The sequence below is a fragment of the Tolypothrix campylonemoides VB511288_2 genome (genome assembly GCF_045999855.1).
Taxonomy (GTDB): domain Bacteria; phylum Cyanobacteriota; class Cyanobacteriia; order Cyanobacteriales; family Nostocaceae; genus Scytonema; species Scytonema bouteillei_A.
This window is the reverse complement of record NZ_JBFPMW010000004.1, coordinates 291,304-315,338: the sequence shown is the minus strand read 5'-3', so window position 1 is coordinate 315,338 and position 24,035 is coordinate 291,304. Positions and strand designations below refer to the sequence as shown.

Genomic DNA, 24,035 nt, shown 5'->3' with positions numbered 1-24,035 from the left:
TTTATTTTTTCCTAAAAATATTTTTACTTGTTGGGTCGAAAAAGAGTTTATATGTAACAAATCCAAGCAACCCAACAATGACAATTCCTGCTAAAACTGATGCGACCTTGACAGCAACGATCGCTAGAACTCCAAGCGCAAATAATTTAGCTCCTAAAATAGCTTTTTTTTGCCAGGGTTTATCAAACTTGTCAGGCTGATGCTTTACAGTTTGATAAACCTCAGCATTGTCAGCATTCATTTGATTTTCTAACTCACGCAGTCTCAGTTCTGTCTCTTTTTCCCGGAGTTGACGCTCAACCCGTTCTAAGTCTTTATACTTATCTTCTGGAGATTTCACCCTTGGTTACTCCAATCAATTAGGATAATATCAGCACTAAAAATGGATGATAAGTAAAATAACTTACAAACAGTTAGAGTAACATCAGTGCAAGTACTGTTTTTGTTCTCATGAGATCCCCGGCTTCTTCCGAAACCAGAGATATTGCAATCCTATTTGAAATCCGGACAAGGGAGACAAGGAAGACAAGGAGGACGAGGAAGATGTGTTTGTAACTCAGTGAGGACTGCTGCAGAGTATCAGAGACAAAATACTAGCACCACAAGAGATTTTAAGATATTTTTTATTCACAAGCCTCCAGTCGCAACAGGAACAACCCTGACAACGACAACATCAATATCGATTTTCGGGTTGTGTAAAGAAAAGAGAAAAAAATTAGTCGCTTGTAGTTACGATGCATGGGTCCGCCACCTTTGCGTGCTACAGGCACAGACAGCACAACTACAAACGGCATATCAGTGTTGACCAAAACACGATTTCAGTTGTTAGCGATCGCTGTTGCGAAATCTCGCTAACAAATCTTCACGCGACAAGTTAGGCAATTGTAATAACAAAGCAGCATACTCTTGTAAAGGTAAATCAACGATTGGCTGAATTACAGCTGCTAATTCCTCATCCACGGTTCCAAACCGCCCTCTCAGCACAGTATCTATTGTCAGGCAACGGTCTGCTTGAACTCCTTGTTGGATTCCTTGTTCTCTAGCTTCCGCAAGCCGTTGTTCGTAAACAGGTGATAACTGCATAATTAATTCCCTCTCCTCTTGGTCTAAATCTTGTTTGAGTTCTAGAATTGTCTTCAGACTACTTAATAAATCTAGCGCCACTTCTCGCAAGGGATTATCCTCAGATAACGCTTGCAGTTCTTGGATAGCTTGTTGCTGTACCTTTCCTTTCCCCAAAATCCTCAGCCATGTGTTTCTTCCGTAGGTGGTAACTGATGAATTGCAACAATTGCTGCTCGATACCACTCGCCAAACAAATAAACTTTTTGAGATAATTTTTGGTAAATTGGTCGTAAAGAAATCTTGTCATGTTTTTGTCGTAGGAAAATTGCTATCAAACTTTATTGAGGACATCAGTAAATTGTGGCAGTTTCCTACGATTTTATTACACAGTGTATCTGTAGTTCTTTCTCGCCCTGCATAGCTAATGCGAGGCGGAGCCTCTGGATGTACATTCCCAGGCGGAGCCTGGGAACGAGAGGAGGGACGTACTTTGGGAAACTTTGCTGTGAAAAAGGAACATTCCCAACTCCCTACTCCCTTTGTCTACCTTTCCTGCTGCGCCCAAATACGTGTTGGAAGCCCCCAAACGTAAATGAAACCTTCAGCTGCTTTGTGGTCAAATTTATCCTCAGCACCGTAGGTAGCCAAATCAGGAGTGTAAAGGCTATTCTCGGAGGTTCGCCCAACAATAGTGGCATTCCCTTTGAAAAGTTTTACCCGTACAGTTCCAGAAACCCGCTCTTGTGTCTTCTGAATGAAAGCATCTAAGGCTGTTTTGAGTGGACTGTACCACAGACCATTGTAAACCAATTGGCTGTATGTCTCTTCAATACCACGCTTGTAGTGCGTTACATCTGCGGTTAAAGTTAAGCTCTCCAAATCCCTATGTGCTTGAATTAACACGGTCATGGCAGGAGCTTCGTATATTTCCCGCGATTTTATACCTACCAAGCGGTTTTCTATCATGTCAATGCGTCCAACTCCGTGGTTTCCTACCACCTGGTTTAGTTGTTCGATCAACTCTACTGGATTTTTGGGTTCGCCGTTGATTGCAGTAGGTATACCCCTAGTAAAACTAATTTCAACATACTCTGGCTCGTTGGGAGTATCTGCTATTGCCTTCGTCATCGCGTAGATTTCTTCAAGTGGTTCTACATTAGGGTCTTCCAAAACCCCTGCTTCTATACTCCTTCCAAGCAAGTTACGGTCAATGCTATAGGGTGAAGATTTTTTCACTGGTGCAGGAATACCATATCGTTCGCCATAGGCAATTGTTTCCTCACGGCTCATTCCCCATTCTCTTGCTGGTGCAAGTATCTTAAGATTGGGGTTGAGAGCAACAGTAGAAACATCAAAGCGCACCTGGTCGTTTCCTTTCCCAGTGCAACCGTGTGCGATCGCATCCGCTCCATATTTCACTGCTGTCTCTACTAACACCTTCACAATCAACGGACGGGCGAGAGCTGTTGCTAGGGGATACCGATTTTCATAGATAGCATTCGCTTGAATGGCTGGAAAAGCGTAATCCTTGACAAAACTTTCCTTAACATCCGCCACCAAAGATTCACTTGCACCGGATTTCAGTGCTTTTTCTTTGACTGGAGCTAATTCATCACCTTGTCCTAAATCTACGGCGAGAGCGATAACTTCTTCGACTCCCCACTCATGCTTGAGGTAGGGAATGCATACGGAAGTATCAACTCCGCCAGAATAAGCCAAAACCACCTTTTTTGCGCGACCCATTTATCTCTCCAGTTAGCAAATTAAAAGCAAAGCAATGAGTCATTATTTTACGTAATAAATTTTGCTTTTATACAAATTAAAAAATTTTAAGTATTTGTCATATAATATACATCAATAATTAGTATCATATAATACTCTACAGAAAGTCATCTTCGCCCGTATCCTCACTCTCTTCTCTTACCTCTGCGCCCTCTGCGCCTCTGCGGTTAAATCAATTATTTTTTAAACCACAGAGACACGGAGAGCGCAGAGAAATAGACGAACAATGCTCTCTAGAGCAAAATTTTACAAGTTATCTTGAAAGGGCTAGCAGTGCTAACCTCCTACACCAGTGAAAGAAGTGTTAATGAACGGTTCTAACTCCTTGTTCTTCTTCAATCTCCGGGCTGCGTAAATCTTCTACCAATGCTTGAATTTCCAAGGGTGGTGGGGGAGTCAAACGAGAAACCACAAGTGTGACAATCAAGTTGATAATCATGCCTAAAGTCCCAATCCCTTCTGCAGAAACTCCAAAGAACCAAGCTGGCATACCGAGAAACTTAACACCCACAATGTATACTATTGTGAAAATTAAACCAGTTAGCATACCTGCAATTGCGCCTTCTTTGTTGGTTCGCTTGTCGAAAATGCCCAGAATAATGACTGGGAAAAAGCTAGAGGCGGCTAAGCCAAAGGCGAAAGCAACAACTTGACCGACAAATCCGGGTGGATTGACCCCAAAATATCCAGCAAGGACGAGGGACAAACCTACCATGATGCGTCCAACAAATAATCGTTTTTGTTCTGAGGCTTGCGGATCGACTATCCGATAGTAGACATCATGAGCAATGGAACTGGAAATAACCAGCAACAAACCTGATGCTGTGGACAACGCAGCTGCCAAACCACCGGCTGCTACAAGAGCAATCACCCAAGGTGCTAGTTTGGCAACTTCTGGGGTGGATAGCACAATAATGTCTGGGTCAATTGTAATTTCGGTTTTGTCTTTTTGTGGGGCTAACTGAAAACGTCCATCACCGTTCTTATCCTCAAAAGACAAGAGTTTTGTCTTTTCCCATTTGTTTGCCCAGTCTAACTGCCTCACTTGCTCAATTGTAGTGTTGTGCAGAGTATTGATGAGATTGTAACGGGCAAACATGGAAAGGGCTGGAGCAGTGGTATAAAGAATGGCAATAAATAAGAGCGCCCAACCTGCTGAAAATCTAGCCGAGCGCACGTCAGGTACTGTATAAAAACGTACTATCACATGGGGTAGTCCGGCAGTCCCTACCATCAGTGCAATAGTAATGAATAGTACGTCAATGGCGGACTTGTTCACAAATGCCTGGGTATACTCCTTAAACCCAAGGTCAACCTGGAGTTGATTGAGTTTACTGGCAATATCACTGAAGGTAAACGCAAACTGAGGAATGGGATTACCTGTCAGTAACATGGCAATTGCGATCGCCGGAATCAAGTAAGCAACAATCAAGATGGCATATTGTGCAACTTGCGTCCAGGTGATGCCTTTCATACCACCTAAGACGGAGAAAAACCCCACAATTACCATACCGATAATGACACCTGTATTGATATCCACTTGCAGAAAGCGGCTAAATACAATGCCCACTCCTCGCATTTGTCCGGCTACATAAGTAAGGGAGACAAATATGGCTGCTATCACCGCCACCAAACGAGCAACATTGGAGTAGTAGCGATCGCCTACAAAATCGGGGACTGTATACTTACCAAACTTTCGGAGATATGGTGCTAACAGTAATGCCAGCAACACATATCCTCCTGTCCAACCCATGAGATAAATAGAGCCGTCATAGCCCAGAAAACTAATGAGACCCGCCATGGAAATAAACGAGGCTGCGGACATCCAATCAGCAGCTGTCGCTGCACCATTAGCAACGGAAGGAACCCCTCGATCTGCTACAAAAAAACCCTGACTATCCTTAACTCGTGATTGCCATCCAATGTAAAGATAGAGCAGGAAAGAAAGCCCGACTATTATAATCGTCCAAATTTCAACTGACACAGTTTTTCCTCACCTTTTAATGTTGTATTTGCGATCGAGCTTGTCCATTTGAAAGGCATAAATGAAAATCAACACCACAAAAATCAGGATCGACCCCTGCTGTGCCATCCAGAAGCCAAAAGGTACGCCAAAGAACCGTATTGCATTCAATGGTTGTACCAGTAAGATACTAAAACCAAGGGATACTAACGCCCAAACTATTAAAAGATTGCGGATTAAAGCAGTATTGGCACGCCAGTATGAGCGACTCTTTTCTTTATCCATTTTTTTTACTATTTATGTAATAAAAAATATATCAGGTCACTCCAGATTTATACCTTTATAAAGGTAAGAAATTTATGAATTTTCCACACACAATTGCTGTTATTAAAACTTAATATTTTTCTGTAGATAGCAATCTTAATAATGGATACAATGGGGAGTTGACTGAATTTGAAAGTTCCTTATTTAGGTTTTGAGGAAAAGGTAGAGGGAAAAAGGAAAAATACCTTTTTCATGGCAAGGTTTGTGGTATCTTTTCATCACAGATTTTAACAATTCGTCAGAAGTACGAGGGCAGATGGCAGCTATGTATATGCCCTCGTACTTCTCACTTGTTGAAAGGGAGTAAAGGATCTAAGTCCCCCACTATAATCTCCGCCACAGGTGGCTCGCAATTGGTGAGTCCAGAGAAAGTAGGCGGTGAGACCAGTGCTGTACGCGGGTTTCCCGCGCCCTGGCAACTGGCGTACAGCCCTTCGGGCATAGCCTTCGGCATCGCGTTCGCGGAGCGTGCGCTTTGCGCTTAGCGTCTCCGTAAGGAGTACAAGGGAGGGGTCTCCCGCGCTCTGGCGACTGGCGTAAGCCGTTGCGGACATAGCTTTGCATCATGTATAGCCCCTGCAACCACAAGCCATGATAGGGGTTAAACAGCTTCTCCCAATGAGAGCCGTTGTGTACGTTTCCGCACGAGTCCGATCTATCCCCTCAATCCCTACACGTGAAAGGGGGGAAATCCGAAATCAAACTCTCTCCTGTTGACAAGGAGCAGTCTGGGGTAAGTAAAATTACTCGATTGCAATCTGTGAACCATTTCTGACTTATGTAGGTCTCAGGCAAAAAGTGCTAGAAACCCAGAGCTATCGAACAGCCAATACGAGTCAGCCTAGCCCTGACTCTAGGGAAAGTACGAGGAAAGACCAATCCAGGAAGAAGGATAACTTGATTTTATCTACTAATAGTAAGAATTTATAAAAAAAATATGAGAATAACTTGAATGGAGTTAATAATTTGTTACATTATTTAACATAGGTCTACAAAAGATATTCATGCACTGCACCAGTGAATAGCGAACATTGGTGGGAGGTGAATGTTTTATTACTAACCTATCTCGGCGCTGAAGTTCCCAATCCTTGCAATTTGTAACATGGATGCTAATGAACTCATAACACACTATAAGGCAGGCAACAGAGATTTTTTACAGGTGTCCTTGCAACGCGTTCACCTAAGCGAAGTCTGTCTGGCTAGAATCAATCTGAGTCGGTCGGATCTTACGGGCGCGACTTTATCAGCCGCAAATCTACGCGGAGCAATTTTAAGTGAAGCCACTCTAGCGGAAGCAAATTTGTGGAGGGCAGACTTAACTGAAGCTTTCATGATTTGGGCAAATTTACACAAAGCTAATTTAATCCGTACAAATCTTTGTAAAGCGGATTTACACCGGGCGGTGCTGACAAGGGCAGATTTGCGGTTAGCCGATTTAAGTTTTGCCGATCTCAGTAACACTAACTTAGAAGGTGCGGATTTACGCTATGCTAACTTAAGCGGTGCAAATCTAGCAGGTGCCAACTTAACTAAAGCGAACCTAACTGGTGCGAAATTGAGTCAGGCAGACTTGTACAACGTAAACTTGACAAAAGCAATATTGTTGAGAACTGATTTATGCCATACTGACATCAGTTCTATGACAGTAAGCGGCGACTTACTCTTAAGCGATCGCTGATAACAATTCCCTAATGAGTAGCACCTCCGCAGGTGATGTGATTCATTCCGTAGTTGGTATTGATAAACGCGATAATAGCAAGAGTAGTATTTTGAGGGAGCAAGCTTAGGTTGTAGTTCCTCTGTTTTAGCTGGAAATTTCTTCAGAGAATGCTCTACAGCTTATCGGTGATGAAGACTTCAAATTCCTTACTGCACGATTTACTCCAGGCTTTACCAAATTTAAAATGTCAAGTTTATTTCAAATCTTCCTTGACAGCACTTTCTCATGCAATGGAAGACCTGGTTTTGGTAGGAACTGATAAGCCTCTAGTGCTCGCTAATTTTCAGCAAGAGCGTTACTACCTTCAAGAAACCCGCCGCTATCAAAGAATTGCTCAGCGTACAGACCAAGTTTATGTCCTTGCTGCGGCGGAAGCAAATTTTAAGAAGATTTCAGATTCATTGGTGGCAATTCCCTTCCATCCCGAAGATGCACTAGCACAAGAATGGCATCTCGTAATTATCGGACAAAAATATAGCGCTTGCATCGTTTGCCAAGAATACGCTTCTCCTGTCGATGGTTCATCGTTAGATCAAGCAAGACAATTTAAAGGGATATGGACGTTTGAGCGTGATGTGAGTATTTCTGCAGCTAAACTCTTGATGGAAAGGATTTTGAACTACAGACCGGACTTAGCTGGTAAAGTTGAAGTGGCGCGGCAACGCTACGGTCTGACTCAAGTAAATTCAGAGCGAACCGCAGACAATCGAGTACTGGAAATTGACGCACGATTGTTTACAGATCGATTGGTGACATATTTACAAAACAGTCAGTACAAGCAACTCAAAGCTTACCGCACGATTACAAAAAAAGAACGTCAGGAACGTCTGATCAACACCATTAGCGCGGCTATTCGTCAATCACTCAATCCAGAAGAGATTTTTGCAGTGACAGTGAAGGAACTCGCTCAAGTGTTCAGTCCCTGTCGCTGTCTGCTTTACCTCTACCATCCCAAAGAAAAACCGACACCCATTGAGTATGAAGCCCTAGCTTATGGGTTAGCTTCATTAAAGGGAAAAATTTGGTCTTTAGCACAGCATCCCCTTTTTGAGACGGTTCTATCTCAAGATAAAGCAGTTGCGATCGCTGACACAACCCAAGATTTGGGCATTCAAGCGTACCCGGATTTGAGCCAGCAACTACAAGCGTTTGGCATCAGGTCTTGTCTTGTGGTGTCCATTCGCTATCATCAAAAGTGGTTGGGAATTTTAGAATTGCACCACTGCGGTCTAGAACCACATATTTGGAATGATTCGGACAAGGCATTGGTAGAAGCGATCGCAACTCAAGTGGCAGTTGCCCTCATCCAAGCTCAAGAATACAGCAATTTAGAAACTTTAAATCACCAACTTGCAGCGTTAGAACGGACACAAAGCAACTTGATTGCGATAGTCGGGCATGAATTGCGGACACCTCTATCAACCATCCAAGTATGCTTGGAAAGTATATCTAACGAACCAGATATGCCTATCGAATTTCAGCAAACTATGTTGCAAACGGCTCTTGCTGATTCAGAACGGATGCGGCGACTGATTCAAGATTTTCTTACCCTTTCTCGGTTAGAAGGGGGTTGGCTGAACTGGCATATAGAACCCGTTTCCATCCAAACCTGTTTGGACTTAGTTATTAGTAGCTTGAGAAGAAACCAAGCAGAGCGAACTTTACCTTCCATTCTTCTAGAATTGCCTTCCGAGCTACCTTTAGTTCTTGCTGACGGCGATGGGTTAACCGAAGTTGTAAGCAAACTTTTAGACAATGCGTGCAAATTCACTAATTCCAAAGGAAAAGTGACCGTTCGCGCTCAAATTTTTAATGTAGAAGAGAGCGTGGCTCAAGGAAAGGAAAAAAAATCTCAAATGTTAGAAGTTATTATCGCAGACACCGGACGTGGGATAGAGCCAAATCAGCTAGAAGCTATTTTTGCGCGTTTTTATCAGGAAGAAGGGTTCATGCAACGGACAATTGGGGGAACTGGATTGGGTTTGGCAATTTGCCGCCAAATTGTTGAAAAATTAGGAGGCAAAATTTGGGCAGTTTCCCCAGGAAGAGAACAAGGTGCAGAATTCCACTTTACATTACCTGTAGCACAAGGCGTTTAGCTGAGGTGGCGATCGGCCTGACCTCTCTAAGCATCTCAAAATCTTTTACGACGTCCGTTACTGCATAACCAAATTTTGCTGTCATCTATAAATAAACAACCGTAAGGACAACAACTACAACACCGTGACTCTATCCCCTTTTTCTGATGGAAAAGGGTTTTTTTTGAGTATTAATTACTAGTCACTGAGCGCCATTTGCTATTAATGTTCGCACGCACCAATGCTGACCCAGCTACTCGAACCATCTTCCCAGTGTTCCTTCTTCCAAATAGGGGCATTGTGTTTGAGAGTATCAATTGCGTAACGACAAGCTTCAAATGCTTCGGAACGGTGGGGACAACCTATCGCAACTAAAACGCTGATTTCACCAATATGCAAACGCCCGACACGATGATGAATGACAACACGATTGACATCAGACCATTGCTGTCGAATATCGGCAGCAATTTGGAAAAATACTCGCAATGCCATAGGTTCGTAAGCTTGATACTCTAGAGCGACTACAGGTTTGCCATCTGTTTGATTGCGAACCGTACCACTCATAACTACCACCGCGCCATTTGCAGGAGCGTCTGCTTTTGAATAAACTTCTTCTAGAGACAATGGCGCAAAAGTAATAGCAAAGTTGTCTTCAGCGTTTGGTTTTATAGAAGTCGCAAATGGATCGGTTACAACTGAGTTCATGTGAGTCAGCTTTGGATTACCTACTCTACTTATGTTACATGGATTCTCCTCACCCCCAACCCTTTTACCTAAAGGAGAGGGTAAAATAAATTAAGCTTTGTTACATATTTTTTACAAACACGGATGCATTATTTAGTCTCAGATAAAGTTACTTAATTTAAAAAAAAAACCATGTCATCCTTCTACAGAGGTATTACTATAATTAAAGTGACAAAATTATATAACTTCATCTGAGAAATCAGATAGTCACTCAATTTTCCGTCAACTTTAGCGAAAGTTTGATTGAAAATCCTGTTATTCCCCTGTAACTCCAGCCGTCTCTCCAGTCGGCAGTGCTTTTCAGCAATTATTCTTTAATAATATCCCTGCTGGTCCATCTAACTAACTATAAGCGACGGGTATTCTCAAGCCAGAATTCAGCAGTACTAGGAAACATATCAATGAACTGTATTTTGTCTAAAAATGAAGCTACGAGGCTAAAAGTTCTCTATAAGTATCAAATTCTCGACACTTCACCAGAACAGGCATTTGATGATTTGGTATTCCTAGCTGCCCAAATATGTGCTACACCAATTGCTCTGATCAATTTTATTGACGCTGAACGTCAGTGGTTTAAAGCTAAAATCGGGCTAGATATGAAAGAAATACCGAGAGATGTCGGTATTTGTCCTTTCTGTATCGGACAGTCTGACATCTTAATTATTCTTGATACTTGGGCTGACGAACGGTTTTCCACTAGCCCTGTCGTCACTTCTGCGCCCTACGTAAGATTTTATGCGGGTGTCCCTTTGATAGCTCCAGAAGGAGAAGCGATTGGAACTCTATGTGTTGTTGATAGTGTACCGCGTCAGAACTTTACAACAGAACAAGAAGAGTCACTCAAGGCGCTCGCTCGCTTAGTCATGAGACAATTAGAACTCCGTCGCAATTTAACAGAAGTAGCAAATATAAAAACCGAGTACAAGCAAGCACAACAAGCATTGCGGCAAAGTGAATCTGTCCTCAGCAGTTTCTTTGACAGTGCGCCGATGATGATGGGAGTAGTTGAACTGCTCAATGATGACATTTTACACATTTCCAATAACGCTGCAACAGCTAAATTCTTCTGTCTAGCTCCAAACCAGATGCGGAATTGTCGGGCTAAAGAGATGGGTTTGCCAGAAGAAACCGTGCGCTGCTGGTTGAATTACTACCGTCAGGCAGAACGCACCCAATTACCTGTAACCTTTGAGTATCCTCACCTTACAGTTGAACCTAACAGGTGGCTGAAAGCTACTGTTTCTACGATCGTGGAAAGTTCTACCACAGCACAGCGTTTTGCTTATATTATTGAGGATATCACCGAACGCAAGCAATCAGAAGAAACATTACGCTGGAAAGAAGCTCTTTTGCGCTCAATGACTGGTGTTTCTCCTTTAGCATTTTATGTTGTAGATCGCCGCAATGGAGAAATTCTATATTTTAACGAACGCTTTTGTGAAATTTGGAATATTGAACACCTAAAAACACAAATGGAATGCGGTGGACTGAAACATGAGGATGTGATAGAAGTTTGCTGCCAATTTACAGATATCTCACCTTTTAGCGCATGTCAGCATTTACCAAGCGAGACTTGCGAATGTGAAGATGAACTTTTATTAAGGGATGGTCGGGTGATTCGGCGGTTTTCCAGACGCATCCGCGATGAAAACGACCAGTATTTTGCACGATTGTATATTTTTGAAGATATTACTTCTCGCAAGCTCGCAGAACAGCAAATCCGCGAACAAGCTGCACTGCTTGATATTGCAACTGATGCCATTGTTGTACGGGATTTAAAGAATAAGATTTTGCTTTGGAACAAAAGTGCTGAGAAAATTTACGGTTGGGAAGCAAAAGAAGCAATTGGCAAGAATGCTAGTGAATTTTTATATAGGAAACCCAGCCCGCACCATTTAGAAATTTTTAATAGCGTTTTAGAAAATGGTTCTTGGCAAGGTGAATTACAAAACATTACTAAATCGGGTAAAGAAATAATAGTTGAAAGTCGTTGGACATTAGTTAGAGATGAGTATTCTCAACCCAAATCTATTCTGGTTGTAGATACTGATATTACTCAGAAAAAACAACTAGAAAAGCAATTTTTACGAGCTCAACGCATGGAAAGTATAGGAACTTTAGCTAGTGGAATTGCTCACGATCTCAATAATGTTTTGTCTCCCATTTTAATGTCAGTACAAATGCTGAAGGCCAAATCTCGCGATGAACGCAGTCAGCAAATATTGACAATTGTAGACAATAATGCAAAACGAGGTGCTGACTTGGTGAAACAAGTGCTTTCTTTTGCTAGGGGAATTGAAGGCGATCGCACTGTCCTCCAAATCAGGCATTTAATCTTAGAGATGAAGCAAATTGTCGAGCAAACTTTTCCAAAATCTATAACTATTCAAACACAAGTTGAGCCAGATTTATTACCCGTGCGAGGTGACAGCACGCAATTGCATCAAGTCTTAATGAATTTGTGCTTAAATGCGCGAGATGCAATGCCCAAGGGTGGGACTTTAAAAATTTCTGCGAAGAATATTTTGATTGATGAAAACTTTGCAAAAATGCATCTTGATGCTAAAGAAGGCTCTTATATTGTTCTCACAGTGACCGATACGGGAGTAGGAATTTCCAACCAACTCTTAGATAGAATTTTTGAACCATTTTTTACGACAAAAGAGTTTGGCAAAGGGACAGGTTTGGGGCTTTCAACAGTCATGGGTATTGTTAAAGGTCACGATGGTTTTGTCAGTGTATCAAGTAGTGTAGGTCAAGGAACAAAATTTAAGATTTATGTACCAACTGTTCAAACAGTAGAAACACAGCAGGTAGAAGATTTAAAAGTACCCGCAGGATATGGAGAATGGATTTTGGTCGTAGACGATGAAGCGGCTGTAAGAGAAATTACTAAAGTTTCTCTAGAAAGCCATAATTATAAAGTCATTACTGCAAGTGATGGTATAGAAGCACTGGCAATTTATGCTCAGTATAAAAATAAAATTAGTGCAGCCATTATTGATATGATGATGCCAAATATGGATGGAGCAACGACCATTTGTGCATTACAAAAAATGAACCCACTAATACGCATTGTTGGTGTCAGCGGGCTGACAACGAGCGAACAAGTCCCTTTTGAGACAAATTCTCCAATAACAGCATTTTTGCCCAAACCCTACACAGCACAGGAATTATTACAAACTTTACATAGTGTTATTACAGTGAACCATGATTGATGATTCCCTTTCCTCTATACAATAACCGGAGAAAGGTAGAGGGCAGAAGAAAGAATTGTTAGCTTTTATACAAGATTAAGTCCTCTGTCCTCTGTCAAACAGTTTAAAACCTCTGACTGGATCGCGAAGGGAGTAATTTCTATACGTCAACACTCAAGAAACCAAGTTCATAATTCATAGTTTATAGTCGAATTAATTGCTATTAACCAATGACCAATGACCGGTCACTGGTCAGTGTTAAAAATGACAAATTTAATACTAATTGTAGATGACGATAATATAATAAGGTTACAAATGCGACAGTTACTACAACAAGTAGGATTTCGAGTCGCAGAAGCGTCTGATGGCGAGCAAGCATTAGCTGTTTACAAGGAACAACAACCAGATATGGTGCTGTTAGACGCTATGATGCCAGTTATGGATGGCTTTACCTGCTGTAGCCAATTACAAGCACTTCCTGGTGGTGCAACAACACCCATATTAATGATTACTGGTCTTTACGACCAAGTATCCGTAGATAAAGCTTTTGCTGCAGGTGCCACTGATTACATTACCAAACCAATTCAATGGCAGGTTTTGCGTCAGCGAGTGCGCCGCATATTGGCAGCCCGCCGTGCCATGCAAGAATTGGAAGTCTATGCCAATCGTCAGGCGCTGGTAGCAGAACTCAGTCAAATGGCATTAGCTGGGTTGAATTTGACTGCATTGATGCAAAAAACTGTAGCTCTTGTTTCCCGCAGCCTTGAGGTTGAGTATTGTCATATTTTGGAACTTTTGCCAGATGGTAATACCTTACAAGTAGTGGCAGGATCTAGCTGGCATTCAGAACTTGTAGGACAAGCCAAGGTGAGTGCTCGAAGTGATTCTCAAGCCGGATATACCCTGCGTTCTCAAGAACCGACCATTGTTAACAATTTCCTTACGGAAACACGCTTTGGAAAACCACAACTATTACAGGACGACTCTATAGTCAGTAGTGTGTCATTGCTTATTCACGGTAAAGAGCGTCCTTTTGGAGTTTTGGAAGGTTACACAACAAGAACCCGCACTTTTAGCAAAGAAGACATTTACTTCTTGCAAGCTGTGACTAATGTGCTGGCAACTGCTATTGAACGCCAGAAAGTTGAAGATGTCCTCAGAGGAAACGAACAGCGATCGCAATTATTTTCCGACATTACGCTGAAAATTCGTCAGTCTTTACAAATTGATGAAATTCTTCAAACGAGTGTTACAGAAGTCCAAGATTTGTTGCAAGCAGACCGCGTCCTCATTTTTCGATTGCTGTCTGATGGTACGGGAGTTATCGTGCAAGAAGCTGTTGTACCCGGATTTCTGAAAGTTCTCGGACACAATTTGGAAGATCCCTGCTTTAATGAGGATTACGTTCAACAATACCGTCTCGGACGCATTAGTTCTGTCAGCAACATTGAACAAGCAAACATCGCACCTTGCTACTTAGAATTTTTACAAAAATTAGGTGTCAAAGCTAACTTAATTGTACCGATTCTTTTAAAGAATAAACTGTGGGGATTGCTCATTGCTCATCAATGCGCTCATCCTCGAGAATGGACGAGTTGGGAAACCGAACTTTTAAAACAGTTAGCAGATCAAATAGGAATTGCTCTAGCTCAAGCCCAGCTTTTAGAACAGGAAACTCGTCAAAGACAAGAACTGGCTCGTTCTAATGAGGAACTGCAACAATTTGCCTTTATTGCTTCTCACGATCTGCAAGAACCACTGCGTAAGATAAAAACCTTTGGAGAACGGTTGAAAGCAACTTGTAATGATGCATTGACCGAACAGGGGCAAGATTATTTAGAACGGATGCAAAATGCAACCCACAGGATGCAAGCTTTAATCGAAGATTTACTGACGCTTTCACGAGTTACAACTAGGGCAAAACCTTTTGAGCGACTGGATCTTGCTCAAGTAACGCAAGAGGTGTTATCCGATTTAGAAATACGTATCCTACAAACACAAGCGCTTGTAGAGTTAGGGGATTTACCCACCGTTCATGCAGATCCGCTACAAATGCGCCAGTTGCTTCAAAACCTTATTGGCAACGCTTTAAAATTTCACCGCAAAGGCATTTCACCTATTGTCAAAATTTACGCTCAACAAGATACTGCCGGACACGACCAACTTATTATTGAAGATAACGGTATTGGCTTTGACGAAAAGTATCTTGACCGAATTTTCAACGTTTTTCAACGTTTGCACGGACGTAACGAATATGAAGGAACGGGTATGGGCTTAGCCATTGCTCGCAAAATAGTAGAACGTCACGGTTGGAGTATCACTGCATACAGCCAATTAGGTCAAGGCTCGAAATTTATCGTTTCGCTCGCTTTTCATTGATAAGGTTTATCATACTTCCATAGGTGTAAAAAGATGACAACCTAAATCCTCTATTGGTTGTATTTTGACGGTCGATTAACAATAAACCCTCAAAAGGAGAGAATATAGAGTGAAAGGTCGGCATACAACCATCACAATTTTGATGGCTGAAGATGATGAGGACGATCGTATGTTAGTTCGTGAGGCATTGACAGAAAGTCGATTGACTCATGAATTGCATATTGTCACTGATGGGGAAGAGTTAATGGATTATCTCCAGTGGCGTGGTAAGTACGCCGATAAAAATATTGCACCCCGTCCGGGTTTAATTTTGCTAGATTTAAATATGCCTAAAAAAGATGGTCGTGAAGCTCTCAAAGAAATTAAAGCTGATACTCAACTCAGAAAAATTCCGATTGTTGTGCTGACGACCTCTAGGGCAGAGGAAGATATTCACAGTACTTACGATTTGGGTGCGAATTCGTTCATTATCAAACCGACGACTTTTGCATCTTTGGTTGAGGTGATGAGGACAATAGGAAAATACTGGTTTGACATCGTAGAACTGCCACTATAAAAAAGGAAGGCAGATAAATGAAGCAAATTCCCATAAAAGTTCTTCTTGTTGATGATGACGAAGATGATTACACGTTAACTCGTGATTGGTTTCGAGAATTCCAACTTTGCCACTGTAAGTTGGAATGGGTAAGCAATTATGAGTCAGCAAAGGAGGTAATAACAGCACATCAACATGATATTTATCTTGTTGATTACCGTTTGGGAGCGCAAAATGGTTTAGATCTGTTGCGCGAAGTTATATGTTTGGGCTGTTCTTCCCCAATTATTCTACTGACAGGTAAAGGAGACAGGGAAATAGACATTGAGGCTATGAAAGCAGGTGCAGCGGATTACTTAGAAAAAGGTCAATTGACTGCGCCTCTGCTCGAACGAGCTATCCGCTATGCTTTTGAACGGAAAAGGGCGGAATTAAAAATACGCGAACAGGCAGCTTTATTGGATGTTGCCACAGACGCAATTTTTGTATGTGATTTAGAAAATAAAATTTTATTTTGGAATAAAGCAGCTGAGAATCTTTATGCTTTGCGAGCCACTGAGGCGATTGGTAAGAAAACTTTAGAACTGTGGGAAGAAAAAGATAGAGCCCAAGTACAAGTTGCTATTAATACTTTAATGAATAACGGTTCTTGGGAAGGAGAGTTACATCAAAAAACCAAGTTAGGCAAACAAATTATTGTCGAGAGTCGCTGGACGCTAGTACAAGAGTTTGATAAAAAACCACAAACTATCCTGGTTGTTAATACTGATATTACAGAAAAAAAAGAATTAGAAACACAATTTTTCCGTGCCCAGCGTTTGGAGAGTATTGGGACTTTGGCAGGCGGTATTGCTCATGACCTGAACAATGTTCTTGCGCCTATTTTGATGACCGCGCAGCTTCTGGAGTCACAACTTCACGATGAACGCAGTAAGCGGCTATTACCTATTTTGATATCTAATGCCAAACGCGGAGCCAATTTAGTTAAGCAAGTGCTTTCTTTTACTCGCGGTATAGAAGGCGAGCGTACTCTTTTGCAATTAACTCACTTAATAAGAGAAATCCAGCAAGTTGTAAAAGAAACATTTCCCAAATCTATTGAGTTTTCTTGTCAAGCACCACAAAATCTCTGGGCTGTTTCTGCAGACCCAACGCAACTACACCAAGTCTTAATGAATTTATGCGTGAACGCTCGCGATGCCATGCCCAATGGAGGTTCCCTCGTCATTTCTGCTGAGAATCTTTTTATTGATGAGAATTACGCGAGAATGCACATAGATGCTCGTGTTGGGCGTTTTGTTATCATTTCTGTTACAGATAGTGGAATTGGTATCCCAACCGAGATTGTAGACCGCATTTTTGAACCATTTTTTACCACTAAAGAAATTGGGAAAGGTACCGGTCTCGGTCTTTCTACAGTACTTGGTATCGTCAAAAGTCACAATGGCTTTATCAACGTATACAGTGAAGAAGGCAAAGGCAGCGAGTTTAAAGTGTATTTACCAGCACAAGAAGCCATAGAACCTCTCGAAGACCGAGAAATGGATTTCCCAAGCGGTAATGGAGAATTGATATTGGTTGTAGATGACGAAGATTCAATTCGAGATATTACCAAAACATCCTTGGAGAGTAATAATTATAAAGTGCTCTTGGCGGGTGATGGCATTGAAGCAATTGCCCTTTATGCCGAGTATCGAGATAAAATATCTCTTGTTTTGACAGATATGATCATGCCGTCCATGGATGGGTTGACAACCGTTCGCACGCTCCAAAAGATTAATCCACAAGTGAAGATTATTGCCGTTAGCGGGCTTGCTTCCACTGAAAAAATCAATGCCATTACAGAAGTAGGGGTGAAAGCTTTTTTACCCAAACCCTATACAGCAAAGCAACTTTTATTAAGTATTAAAGAGCTAATAGCTGATGGCTAATGGGTAATAGCTAATTGTTCAGAACTACCATTAGTAGATAGTAGTAGGTAGGGAAGACAACCCACCACATTAAGGAGTATCGCCATTTTGTAAAAATACCTACTATTAGCCATGAACAATTAGCCATTAGCAATTTCTTAAGTAATTATGACTCATCAACGTTCTGAAATTTTAGCGGTGAATGACGCTTTCTATCGAGCATTTGAAAAAAAAGATATTGAAGCTATGGGCGTAGTTTGGTCGCAAGGAACTGGTAGCGTTTGCGTTCACCCCGGCTGGAATGTATTAAATGGTTGGAAAGATATTCGGAATTCCTGGGTAAAAATCTTTAACAATACTGCTTATGTTGAGATTGATACTGACATCATGACCGTAGAAGTTCGCGAGAATATTGCTTATGTTGTTTTGATGGAAAATGTTCTTCAAATTACTAATGGAAGAAAACTGAAAGCTCAATCTATAGCAACAAATGTATTTGAGCTTCTCGGTGGTAAGTGGTACCTAGTTCACCACCACGCAAGCCCAGTTATGCGCTAAGGAGATTGGGGGATAGTGGAAAGACGGTTCTACCTTCTCCCTTGGCTACCTTGTCTACCCCCTCTCCCTTGTTTTTAATCTCCAATCAGCTCCACACCATCTCGTCCATCGAGTTCTTGTAAGAAAACTTTAACAATTTCATCTTTCGCCGTGGGCAATTGCTTCCCAACAAAATCTGGATGAATTGGTACTTCACGATGACCTCTATCCACTAGCACTGCTAGACGAATTGACTCGGGTCTACCATATTCATTGACGGCATTCAAAGCAGCACGAATTGTCCGCCCTTTATAAATAACATCATCTACAAGAACAACTGTTTTTCCTGTAAGGTCAAAAGGAATATAAGTTTTGACGGGTGTCCGCAACCCTATGCGATCGAGATCGTCACGATAAAATGTAATGTCTAATGCTCCTACTTCTGGTGATACACCTTCAAGCGCCTCAATTTGACGTGCTAGCATGTGAGCTAATGGCACGCCTCTAGTATAAATACCTATTAAAGCCAATTGGGATATGGTTGGCGTTTTTTCGACAATTTGAGAAGCAAGGCGATTGGCAGTACGGCGGAGTTCCTGTGGTGAGAGAATTTCAACAACTTTGGCTTGAGTAGATAAAACCATAGATTGATACCCTGAACATAGTAGAGTAAGGGGTCAGGAATCAGGCGTTGTGAATAAAGGAGTTACGGAAAACTCCTCACTCTTCACGGCTCACTCCTCACTTTTAGTTATTCCCTATATTCATAATTACCTGTTTTTCCCTGGGGTGGGTACTGCTCTCGTTACAATTGTGGCATCAACTTTTGGGCTGAGGTTGTAATTGTCATTGCTGCGACACAAGCTATACCCAACCAAAGCAAAAAACACAAGCGGGTGAGTTGTAGGGCGTGATGGATAGAACTTGCGGTAATAGGATTCTTAGCGTCTCCAAGTAAGGGTTTGTGCTTTGCAATGCCACGATACCAATTAGTTCCTCCTACCTGCACGCCCAAAATAGCAGCGTAAGCGCATTCGCTCCAACCAGAGTTGGGACTCGGATCGGCGATCGCATCTCGACGGCAAATTTGCCAAACGTACAAAGGTTTCCCTGAAACAAATGCAAGAGTTAATACTGTTAAACGACACGGAATCCAAGTTAAGCAATCTTCTACACGAGCACTAAACCATCCCAAATATGTATATGGGGCTTCTCGATAACCTACCATTGAATCAAGTGTGCTACTCGCTTTGTATGCTAAAGCAAGGGGAACAGGACCTACAATTGGCACAAATACACCGACAATTGCATAGAAAAGAGGAGCCATGACTCCATCTGTTGCATTTTCTGTTACCGTTTCTAGAATAGCTCGCAATATTTCCGATTCTGTCAATTTATCGGTATCTCGTCCAACATAGTTACTTAAAAGAATGCGTGCTTGAGACAAATTTCCTGTTGTTAAAGCTTGTAAAACTGTTTGAGCAGCATCTCTCAAACTTCTACCTGCAAAACAGCTTGCTAACAGCAAACACTCCAATGTTATTCCTAAAAGTGGATGCAATAATTTAGTCACTAGAATAAGGAAGTACCCAATAATGCCACTACCAATTATTAAGATGATACCGATCGCAACTCCTGCTATGCGTTGTGTCAGAGTATCGTGACAATAAGTTAAAGCTAATTTCGTGAATCGAGAAATTATCCACCCCATAACTTGGACTGGATGTGGCCAACCCCAAGGATCGCCAATCAAATAATCTATAGTAGCAGCGATGAGGAGAATAACAGCAGAGGTCATTTATGATGAGTTAGTAGTTAGTAGTTAGTCGCGAGCGGTCATTTGCCACTAACCACTAACCACTAACCACTAACATCTATAATTAAACAATAAAACTAGCTTCTTCGCCAAGAGAAGCTTGCCAACTACGAGCATCATAATAAAGATCTGCCAGAGTAATACTGTATATCGCTTCTTTCAGTTTTTGGTGCAATCTCTTCCACAGGGTGTGGGTTACCCAATCTTCTGCTTGTGTTGGAGAAGCTTGGTGATGGGGTAAAGGTTCAATTGTTTCACCGACTGCTTCTAAAATTTCTCCCAAAGAAATTTGTGAGGGCGATCGCGCAAGTTGGTAACCTCCGATGCTGCCGCGAATGGATTTTACCAATCCAGCACGACGCATTTCTATTAGTAGTTTCTCCAAATAAGGCGCTGGGATATCTTGACGTGCGGCTATGACTTTAGTTGATACAGGGCCATATTTTGGCTGTAAGCTTAAATCGAGCAATGCTTTTACACTATAGTGTCCTCTGGTCGTTAGTTTCATTTCAGTCATTTGTCAAAAGGTTATTGGTCAAAAGGTCACTGGTGATGTACAAAGGACAAAAGACTAAAGTTCAGTTTTGCTTATCATTCTGAGTGCCAATTATCGCAATTGCTGCAAGTAGCCAACCCTTGTAGCTTCGTTTAGGAAACTTAAACAAACATGGGGTGACGTCTTCAAAAACTTAAAAACTATAGCTATCACCATTATGTATCTTCTTTTGACTATATTGTATTGGGAAAATGAAATGCGAGCGCAAAATTTTGCTCTTAAGATGTAATATACTTAGCTAAGCTAAGAGGAAAATAAAAGGTTTCTGCTCGCATTACCTCAACCTCAGCTAAAATAAAATCGATTAATCCTATTTGACCATTCGTTTGTGAATTAAGTTGATGGCTAAACAGAAAAAAATTGAACCCCTAGTCGGAGAAGATCTGCTCAGAAAAGTCAAAGAGCTAGAGCACCTCAGCAAAGAAGAAAAAGCTAAACAATGCGGCTACTACACCGTAACCAAAAACGGTATCGAGCGCGTCAACATGATGAAATTCTTAAATGCCCTAATTGATGCTGAAGGCATTCAGTTAGATAGTGCTCCTAGTGTAAACGGGCGAGGCGGACGAAGTGCTAGCTATAGAATCAGCGTGCAGTCGAACGGTAACTTATTGATAGGTTCAGCCTACACAAAACAAATGAATCTCAAGCCTGGAGATGAATTTATCATTACTTTAGGCAAAAAACACATTCGTTTGAGGCAAATAGACTCTGAAGACAGAGAAGGTGCTGAGGCAATAGAAGCTTTAGTCTAAAGAGTCCATAAAGGATATAAGGATAAGGATGAAGGAAATTGCTTCGTTTCATCCTTATATCCTTTATACTTCATACTTCTTAACACCTGTTTTTACAGTCATTGGTAAGTAATGACGAAGAGACCTGCGCGTAACAGCAACGTTGCAGGTTAAAACGATTTGCTCGCGTTCTAATAAACCTAAAATTCGTTCTTGGTTATCTCGGGCGACTACAGGTAACTGATGCAAACCTCGACCTGCCATTCGATCTAAAGCTTCAGCAAGAGGTTCATCAAGCCATGCGTAAAGAAGCTCGGTAGTAGAAATATCCATGAGCGTTTGATTTGCTATATCAGCCCGAAGTTCGTTAGACGAATTTGGGTATTTTTCCCAAACAGAAAGAGCACGGTTGATATCTTCTAAAGACACAATCCCAACAAGTTGTCCTGCGTCATTCACAACTAAAGCGCTACGGCATAAGTCTCCCGTCATTTCCAAAGCTGCTTCAATCACTGTCATGGTTGATAATAGCTTTTTGGGGCAAGAGAGCATAGCATCTTCTACTAAAATTTGCCGTAAAATTTCTGCTTGTTCGTCTTTCAATTCAGAAAGACCAATTTGTTGTAAGTTGGAGTTAGAGTTGGAATTTGGCTTCATTCTCTCTACCAACCAAACACTTAGACCTACCGCCGCCATTAAAGGTAAGACAATACGGTAATCTCTAGTTAATTCAAACAGCATTAAAATTGCCGTGAGCGGTGCTCTGACACTGGCAGCCAAAACAGCAGCCATTCCTACCATTGCGTAAGCAGGAGGACCTGCCATAAATTGACCAATTTCAGGTGCAATCCACGCTAAAATTTTGGCATAAGCCGCTCCAAAGGAAGCACCTAAAAACATAGCAGGAGCAAACACACCACCGACAAAACCACTACCTGCGCTAATAGCTGTCATTAGAAGTTTCATCACAAGCAGCACAACAAGCAGTTGCAAAGAAAACTCTGCATCTTGCAGCATCGCTTCTACAGTGCCATACCCGATCCCTAAAATTTGAGGGAGATAGATGGCAACCGTACCAACAATGACCCCACCAATTACGGGATGAATTGGTTCGGGTATGCTTTTCATCCATTGGAAATAAGATACTTTGCCGTGGAAGCAAGCTTTTGCCAAACGGATCGACTGGGTGTAAGCAAGAGAAACTACACTAGCTCCCAAACCCAAGCCAAGATATAAGGGTAATTCCAAAGGGCTGCGGACTTGGTAAGCGGGTAAGGTAAAAGCAGGTTGTGCGCCCAACCCAATTTGAGCTATGAGTGCTGCAACAACTGCAGCTAGTAAAACTACACTAACAGCAGAAGTGGCAAAGGCAGTCGTACCCAAGACCACTTCCAAAGCAAAGAAAACTCCCGCAATTGGGGCGTTAAATCCCGCAGCCAAGCCAGCAGCAGCACCAGCGCCCAAAAGCAAGCGCTGTCTTTCTTGGGACACTTGTTGCACCACAGACAACAGCAAACCAAAATTAGCCCCAATTTCTACACTGGGTCCCTCTGGTCCTAATGAAGCACCACTCCCCAAAGATACAGATGCAGCCAGCATTTTTGTGACCGGTCGTAGTTTTCGCTGGATCTCCCCTGGGGTAGAAGCGGCAATTAGAGATGACAGCCCCGGACCAAAATCAGAGGTACGCCAGCGCATGAAACCGACGATCGTGCCACCCAAGATAGGGACACAAGCTAAAGTCCAAGCCCCCCAAGCCCCAATCGCACCCATAAAATTTTCCAGCATGAGGTGGTGAATGATTTCAATAAGGTAGTGAAATGTGACCACCCCCATTCCACTGCCACCTCCTATAAGGACTGCTAAAAACAGAACAACACTTTCTGGAGATGGCTGAAAACGGTTAAGCAAATCGGTCAACCGGGCAGAAAGGAAGTGAAAAACAGGTTGTTCCACAACCTTCCTCAATTGAGTAGAAGGCAAAAAGCTCATTGGGTAGAGAAGTAAATCTAATAAAAAATTTAAATTTTTATGTCTTACACTTCATTGTGAGCGATTATTTATCAACCGGACAAGTAGAAACTGGGGATCGAAAACTAGAGACTGGGAACTGGAGATGAGCGATCGGTCATTAAGATTGATTTTCTATTTCCCAATCGCCAATTGCCATACCCTTAATCTCCGCTTCGTGGAAACCCCAAGTTGCCCAATCGCCAATCCCCCCTCCCCCCTCATCTACGAAAATTCATCATGCCTCTTTGTTAAATTTACAAAGCTTTGGTTAAAAGATTGCAAGCACTCAAAATTTTTGTGGAGACAATGCTTAAATGAGAAAGAACGGAAGGTCAGTAAAAGGATGAAGTATGAAGGACAAAAGATGAAGTAACCGCCTGTGTGGGGCGCGGCTTGAACTATACGGTAAATACTGAAGTGCTTGAACAGAGATTGCGCCCGCAAGGGGAAGGTTTGAGGTCATTTCTTCACTTTATCCTTCATCCTTTACACTTCACACTTCTTGCGAGTTATAAACTACACACTTCAAACAGAGGCGTGGTCGCTTCTCCAGCACTAAAATTGTAGGGGAAGCCGAAACACGAAGAATTCAGTGACTGATGGCTGATATCAGTACATTGAGTACTCTACGTAAGTGTCACCGGAATTTCTATATAGCTGTTGTTTTGTTATTAAAGCGAGT

General features: G+C 42.0%; 20 protein-coding genes. 8 read left to right on the top strand and 12 right to left on the bottom strand.

All coding sequences use genetic code 11. The annotated features are described in order from the left end of the window. Position 1: 1 nt before the first annotated feature. From AB0756_RS14110 to AB0756_RS14080, 7 genes are all read right to left on the bottom strand, one after another. Positions 2–340 (bottom strand): DUF3040 domain-containing protein, encoded by a 339-nt coding sequence (locus AB0756_RS14110; protein ID WP_038092185.1) that lies wholly within the window; start codon positions 338–340, stop codon positions 2–4. Between the two features lie 485 nt (positions 341–825). After that, a complete protein-coding gene (locus AB0756_RS14105; protein ID WP_050046232.1) occupies positions 826–1,239 on the bottom strand; it encodes a hypothetical protein in 414 nt (137 codons plus the stop codon). Between the two features lie 5 nt (positions 1,240–1,244). Then, a complete protein-coding gene (locus AB0756_RS14100; RefSeq protein ID WP_202048756.1) occupies positions 1,245–1,400 on the bottom strand; it encodes a hypothetical protein in 156 nt (51 codons plus the stop codon). Between the two features lie 208 nt (positions 1,401–1,608). Then, a complete protein-coding gene (locus AB0756_RS14095; protein WP_038092182.1) occupies positions 1,609–2,808 on the bottom strand; it encodes an argininosuccinate synthase in 1,200 nt (399 codons plus the stop codon). A gap of 343 nt (positions 2,809–3,151) precedes the next feature. Beyond that, positions 3,152–4,831 carry a sodium:solute symporter family protein gene (locus AB0756_RS14090; RefSeq protein WP_038092180.1) on the bottom strand — a complete coding sequence of 560 codons (1,680 nt, stop codon included), beginning with the start codon at positions 4,829–4,831 and terminating at the stop codon, positions 3,152–3,154. Between the two features lie 9 nt (positions 4,832–4,840). Further along, positions 4,841–5,095, bottom strand: coding sequence for a DUF4212 domain-containing protein (locus tag AB0756_RS14085; RefSeq protein WP_038092177.1), 255 nt, complete (start codon positions 5,093–5,095; stop codon positions 4,841–4,843). Between the two features lie 302 nt (positions 5,096–5,397). Further along, a complete protein-coding gene (locus AB0756_RS14080; RefSeq protein ID WP_137986445.1) occupies positions 5,398–5,688 on the bottom strand; it encodes a hypothetical protein in 291 nt (96 codons plus the stop codon). Positions 5,689–6,236: 548 nt separating this feature from the next. Here AB0756_RS14080 and AB0756_RS14075 point away from each other — a divergent pair. Together AB0756_RS14075 and AB0756_RS14070 are read left to right on the top strand one after the other, a co-directional pair. After that, entirely contained in the window at positions 6,237–6,812 is a 576-nt protein-coding gene (locus AB0756_RS14075) for a pentapeptide repeat-containing protein (RefSeq protein ID WP_038092174.1), read from the top strand. Positions 6,813–6,982: 170 nt separating this feature from the next. Next, positions 6,983–8,953: a DICT sensory domain-containing protein gene (locus tag AB0756_RS14070; protein ID WP_038092223.1), complete on the top strand. Its 1,971-nt coding sequence runs from the start codon at positions 6,983–6,985 to the stop codon at positions 8,951–8,953. A 201-nt stretch (positions 8,954–9,154) separates the two neighbouring features. On the opposite strand, the gene AB0756_RS14065 is transcribed toward AB0756_RS14070, so the two are convergent. Beyond that, positions 9,155–9,637 (bottom strand): molybdenum cofactor biosynthesis protein MoaE, encoded by a 483-nt coding sequence (locus AB0756_RS14065; protein WP_038092171.1) that lies wholly within the window; start codon positions 9,635–9,637, stop codon positions 9,155–9,157. Positions 9,638–10,077: 440 nt separating this feature from the next. Between AB0756_RS14065 and AB0756_RS14060 the strand changes: the two genes are divergently transcribed. The 5 genes from AB0756_RS14060 (at position 10,078) to AB0756_RS14040 (ending at position 18,255) form a co-directional block, all read left to right on the top strand. After that, positions 10,078–12,894: a PAS domain S-box protein gene (locus AB0756_RS14060; RefSeq protein ID WP_038092168.1), complete on the top strand. Its 2,817-nt coding sequence runs from the start codon at positions 10,078–10,080 to the stop codon at positions 12,892–12,894. A 216-nt stretch (positions 12,895–13,110) separates the two neighbouring features. After that, positions 13,111–15,252: a GAF domain-containing protein gene (locus AB0756_RS14055; protein WP_408019870.1), complete on the top strand. Its 2,142-nt coding sequence runs from the start codon at positions 13,111–13,113 to the stop codon at positions 15,250–15,252. A gap of 109 nt (positions 15,253–15,361) precedes the next feature. Continuing rightward, positions 15,362–15,808: a response regulator gene (locus AB0756_RS14050; RefSeq protein WP_202048757.1), complete on the top strand. Its 447-nt coding sequence runs from the start codon at positions 15,362–15,364 to the stop codon at positions 15,806–15,808. A 17-nt stretch (positions 15,809–15,825) separates the two neighbouring features. After that, positions 15,826–17,718, top strand: a complete 1,893-nt coding sequence (locus tag AB0756_RS14045; protein ID WP_038076718.1) for a hybrid sensor histidine kinase/response regulator — start codon at positions 15,826–15,828, stop codon at positions 17,716–17,718. Between the two features lie 147 nt (positions 17,719–17,865). Continuing rightward, positions 17,866–18,255: a nuclear transport factor 2 family protein gene (locus AB0756_RS14040; protein WP_038076715.1), complete on the top strand. Its 390-nt coding sequence runs from the start codon at positions 17,866–17,868 to the stop codon at positions 18,253–18,255. Between the two features lie 74 nt (positions 18,256–18,329). Here AB0756_RS14040 and pyrR read toward each other — a convergent pair whose 3' ends face one another. The 3 genes from pyrR to AB0756_RS14025 form a co-directional block, all read right to left on the bottom strand. Next, the gene (gene pyrR, locus AB0756_RS14035) at positions 18,330–18,878 is read right to left on the bottom strand and encodes a bifunctional pyr operon transcriptional regulator/uracil phosphoribosyltransferase PyrR (protein WP_038076712.1); all 549 of its coding nucleotides are present in this window, start codon (positions 18,876–18,878) and stop codon (positions 18,330–18,332) included. Between the two features lie 161 nt (positions 18,879–19,039). Then, positions 19,040–20,032 (bottom strand): adenosylcobinamide-phosphate synthase CbiB, encoded by a 993-nt coding sequence (gene cbiB, locus AB0756_RS14030; RefSeq protein ID WP_038076704.1) that lies wholly within the window; start codon positions 20,030–20,032, stop codon positions 19,040–19,042. Positions 20,033–20,114: 82 nt separating this feature from the next. Beyond that, complete coding sequence (locus AB0756_RS14025) at positions 20,115–20,558, bottom strand: Rrf2 family transcriptional regulator (protein WP_038076748.1); 444 nt, start codon at positions 20,556–20,558, stop codon at positions 20,115–20,117. 389 nt (positions 20,559–20,947) lie between these two features. On the opposite strand from AB0756_RS14025, the gene AB0756_RS14020 reads away from it, so the two are divergent. Next, a complete protein-coding gene (locus AB0756_RS14020; RefSeq protein WP_038076701.1) occupies positions 20,948–21,361 on the top strand; it encodes an AbrB family transcriptional regulator in 414 nt (137 codons plus the stop codon). 63 nt (positions 21,362–21,424) lie between these two features. Here the strand turns inward: AB0756_RS14020 and AB0756_RS14015 are convergent, their stop codons facing one another. Beyond that, positions 21,425–23,332, bottom strand: coding sequence for a chloride channel protein (locus tag AB0756_RS14015; protein WP_038076698.1), 1,908 nt, complete (start codon positions 23,330–23,332; stop codon positions 21,425–21,427). Positions 23,333–24,035 lie beyond the last annotated feature (703 nt).

Excerpts from the sequence above, each read along its gene's own strand:
- AB0756_RS14095 (WP_038092182.1), bottom strand. The coding sequence starts at position 2,808 with ATGGGTCGCGCAAAAAAGGTGGTTTTGGCTTATTCTGGCGGAGTTGAT.
- AB0756_RS14085 (WP_038092177.1), bottom strand. The coding sequence starts at position 5,095 with ATGGATAAAGAAAAGAGTCGCTCATACTGGCGTGCCAATACTGCTTTA.
- AB0756_RS14080 (WP_137986445.1), bottom strand. The coding sequence starts at position 5,688 with ATGTCCGCAACGGCTTACGCCAGTCGCCAGAGCGCGGGAGACCCCTCC.
- AB0756_RS14075 (WP_038092174.1), top strand. The coding sequence starts at position 6,237 with ATGGATGCTAATGAACTCATAACACACTATAAGGCAGGCAACAGAGAT.
- AB0756_RS14070 (WP_038092223.1), top strand. The coding sequence starts at position 6,983 with ATGAAGACTTCAAATTCCTTACTGCACGATTTACTCCAGGCTTTACCA.
- AB0756_RS14065 (WP_038092171.1), bottom strand. The coding sequence starts at position 9,637 with ATGAACTCAGTTGTAACCGATCCATTTGCGACTTCTATAAAACCAAAC.
- AB0756_RS14060 (WP_038092168.1), top strand. The coding sequence starts at position 10,078 with ATGAACTGTATTTTGTCTAAAAATGAAGCTACGAGGCTAAAAGTTCTC.
- AB0756_RS14055 (WP_408019870.1), top strand. The coding sequence starts at position 13,111 with ATGACCGGTCACTGGTCAGTGTTAAAAATGACAAATTTAATACTAATT.
- AB0756_RS14045 (WP_038076718.1), top strand. The coding sequence starts at position 15,826 with ATGAAGCAAATTCCCATAAAAGTTCTTCTTGTTGATGATGACGAAGAT.
- AB0756_RS14040 (WP_038076715.1), top strand. The coding sequence starts at position 17,866 with ATGACTCATCAACGTTCTGAAATTTTAGCGGTGAATGACGCTTTCTAT.
- pyrR (WP_038076712.1), bottom strand. The coding sequence starts at position 18,878 with ATGGTTTTATCTACTCAAGCCAAAGTTGTTGAAATTCTCTCACCACAG.
- cbiB (WP_038076704.1), bottom strand. The coding sequence starts at position 20,032 with ATGACCTCTGCTGTTATTCTCCTCATCGCTGCTACTATAGATTATTTG.
- AB0756_RS14025 (WP_038076748.1), bottom strand. The coding sequence starts at position 20,558 with ATGAAACTAACGACCAGAGGACACTATAGTGTAAAAGCATTGCTCGAT.
- AB0756_RS14020 (WP_038076701.1), top strand. The coding sequence starts at position 20,948 with ATGGCTAAACAGAAAAAAATTGAACCCCTAGTCGGAGAAGATCTGCTC.
- AB0756_RS14015 (WP_038076698.1), bottom strand. The coding sequence starts at position 23,332 with ATGAGCTTTTTGCCTTCTACTCAATTGAGGAAGGTTGTGGAACAACCT.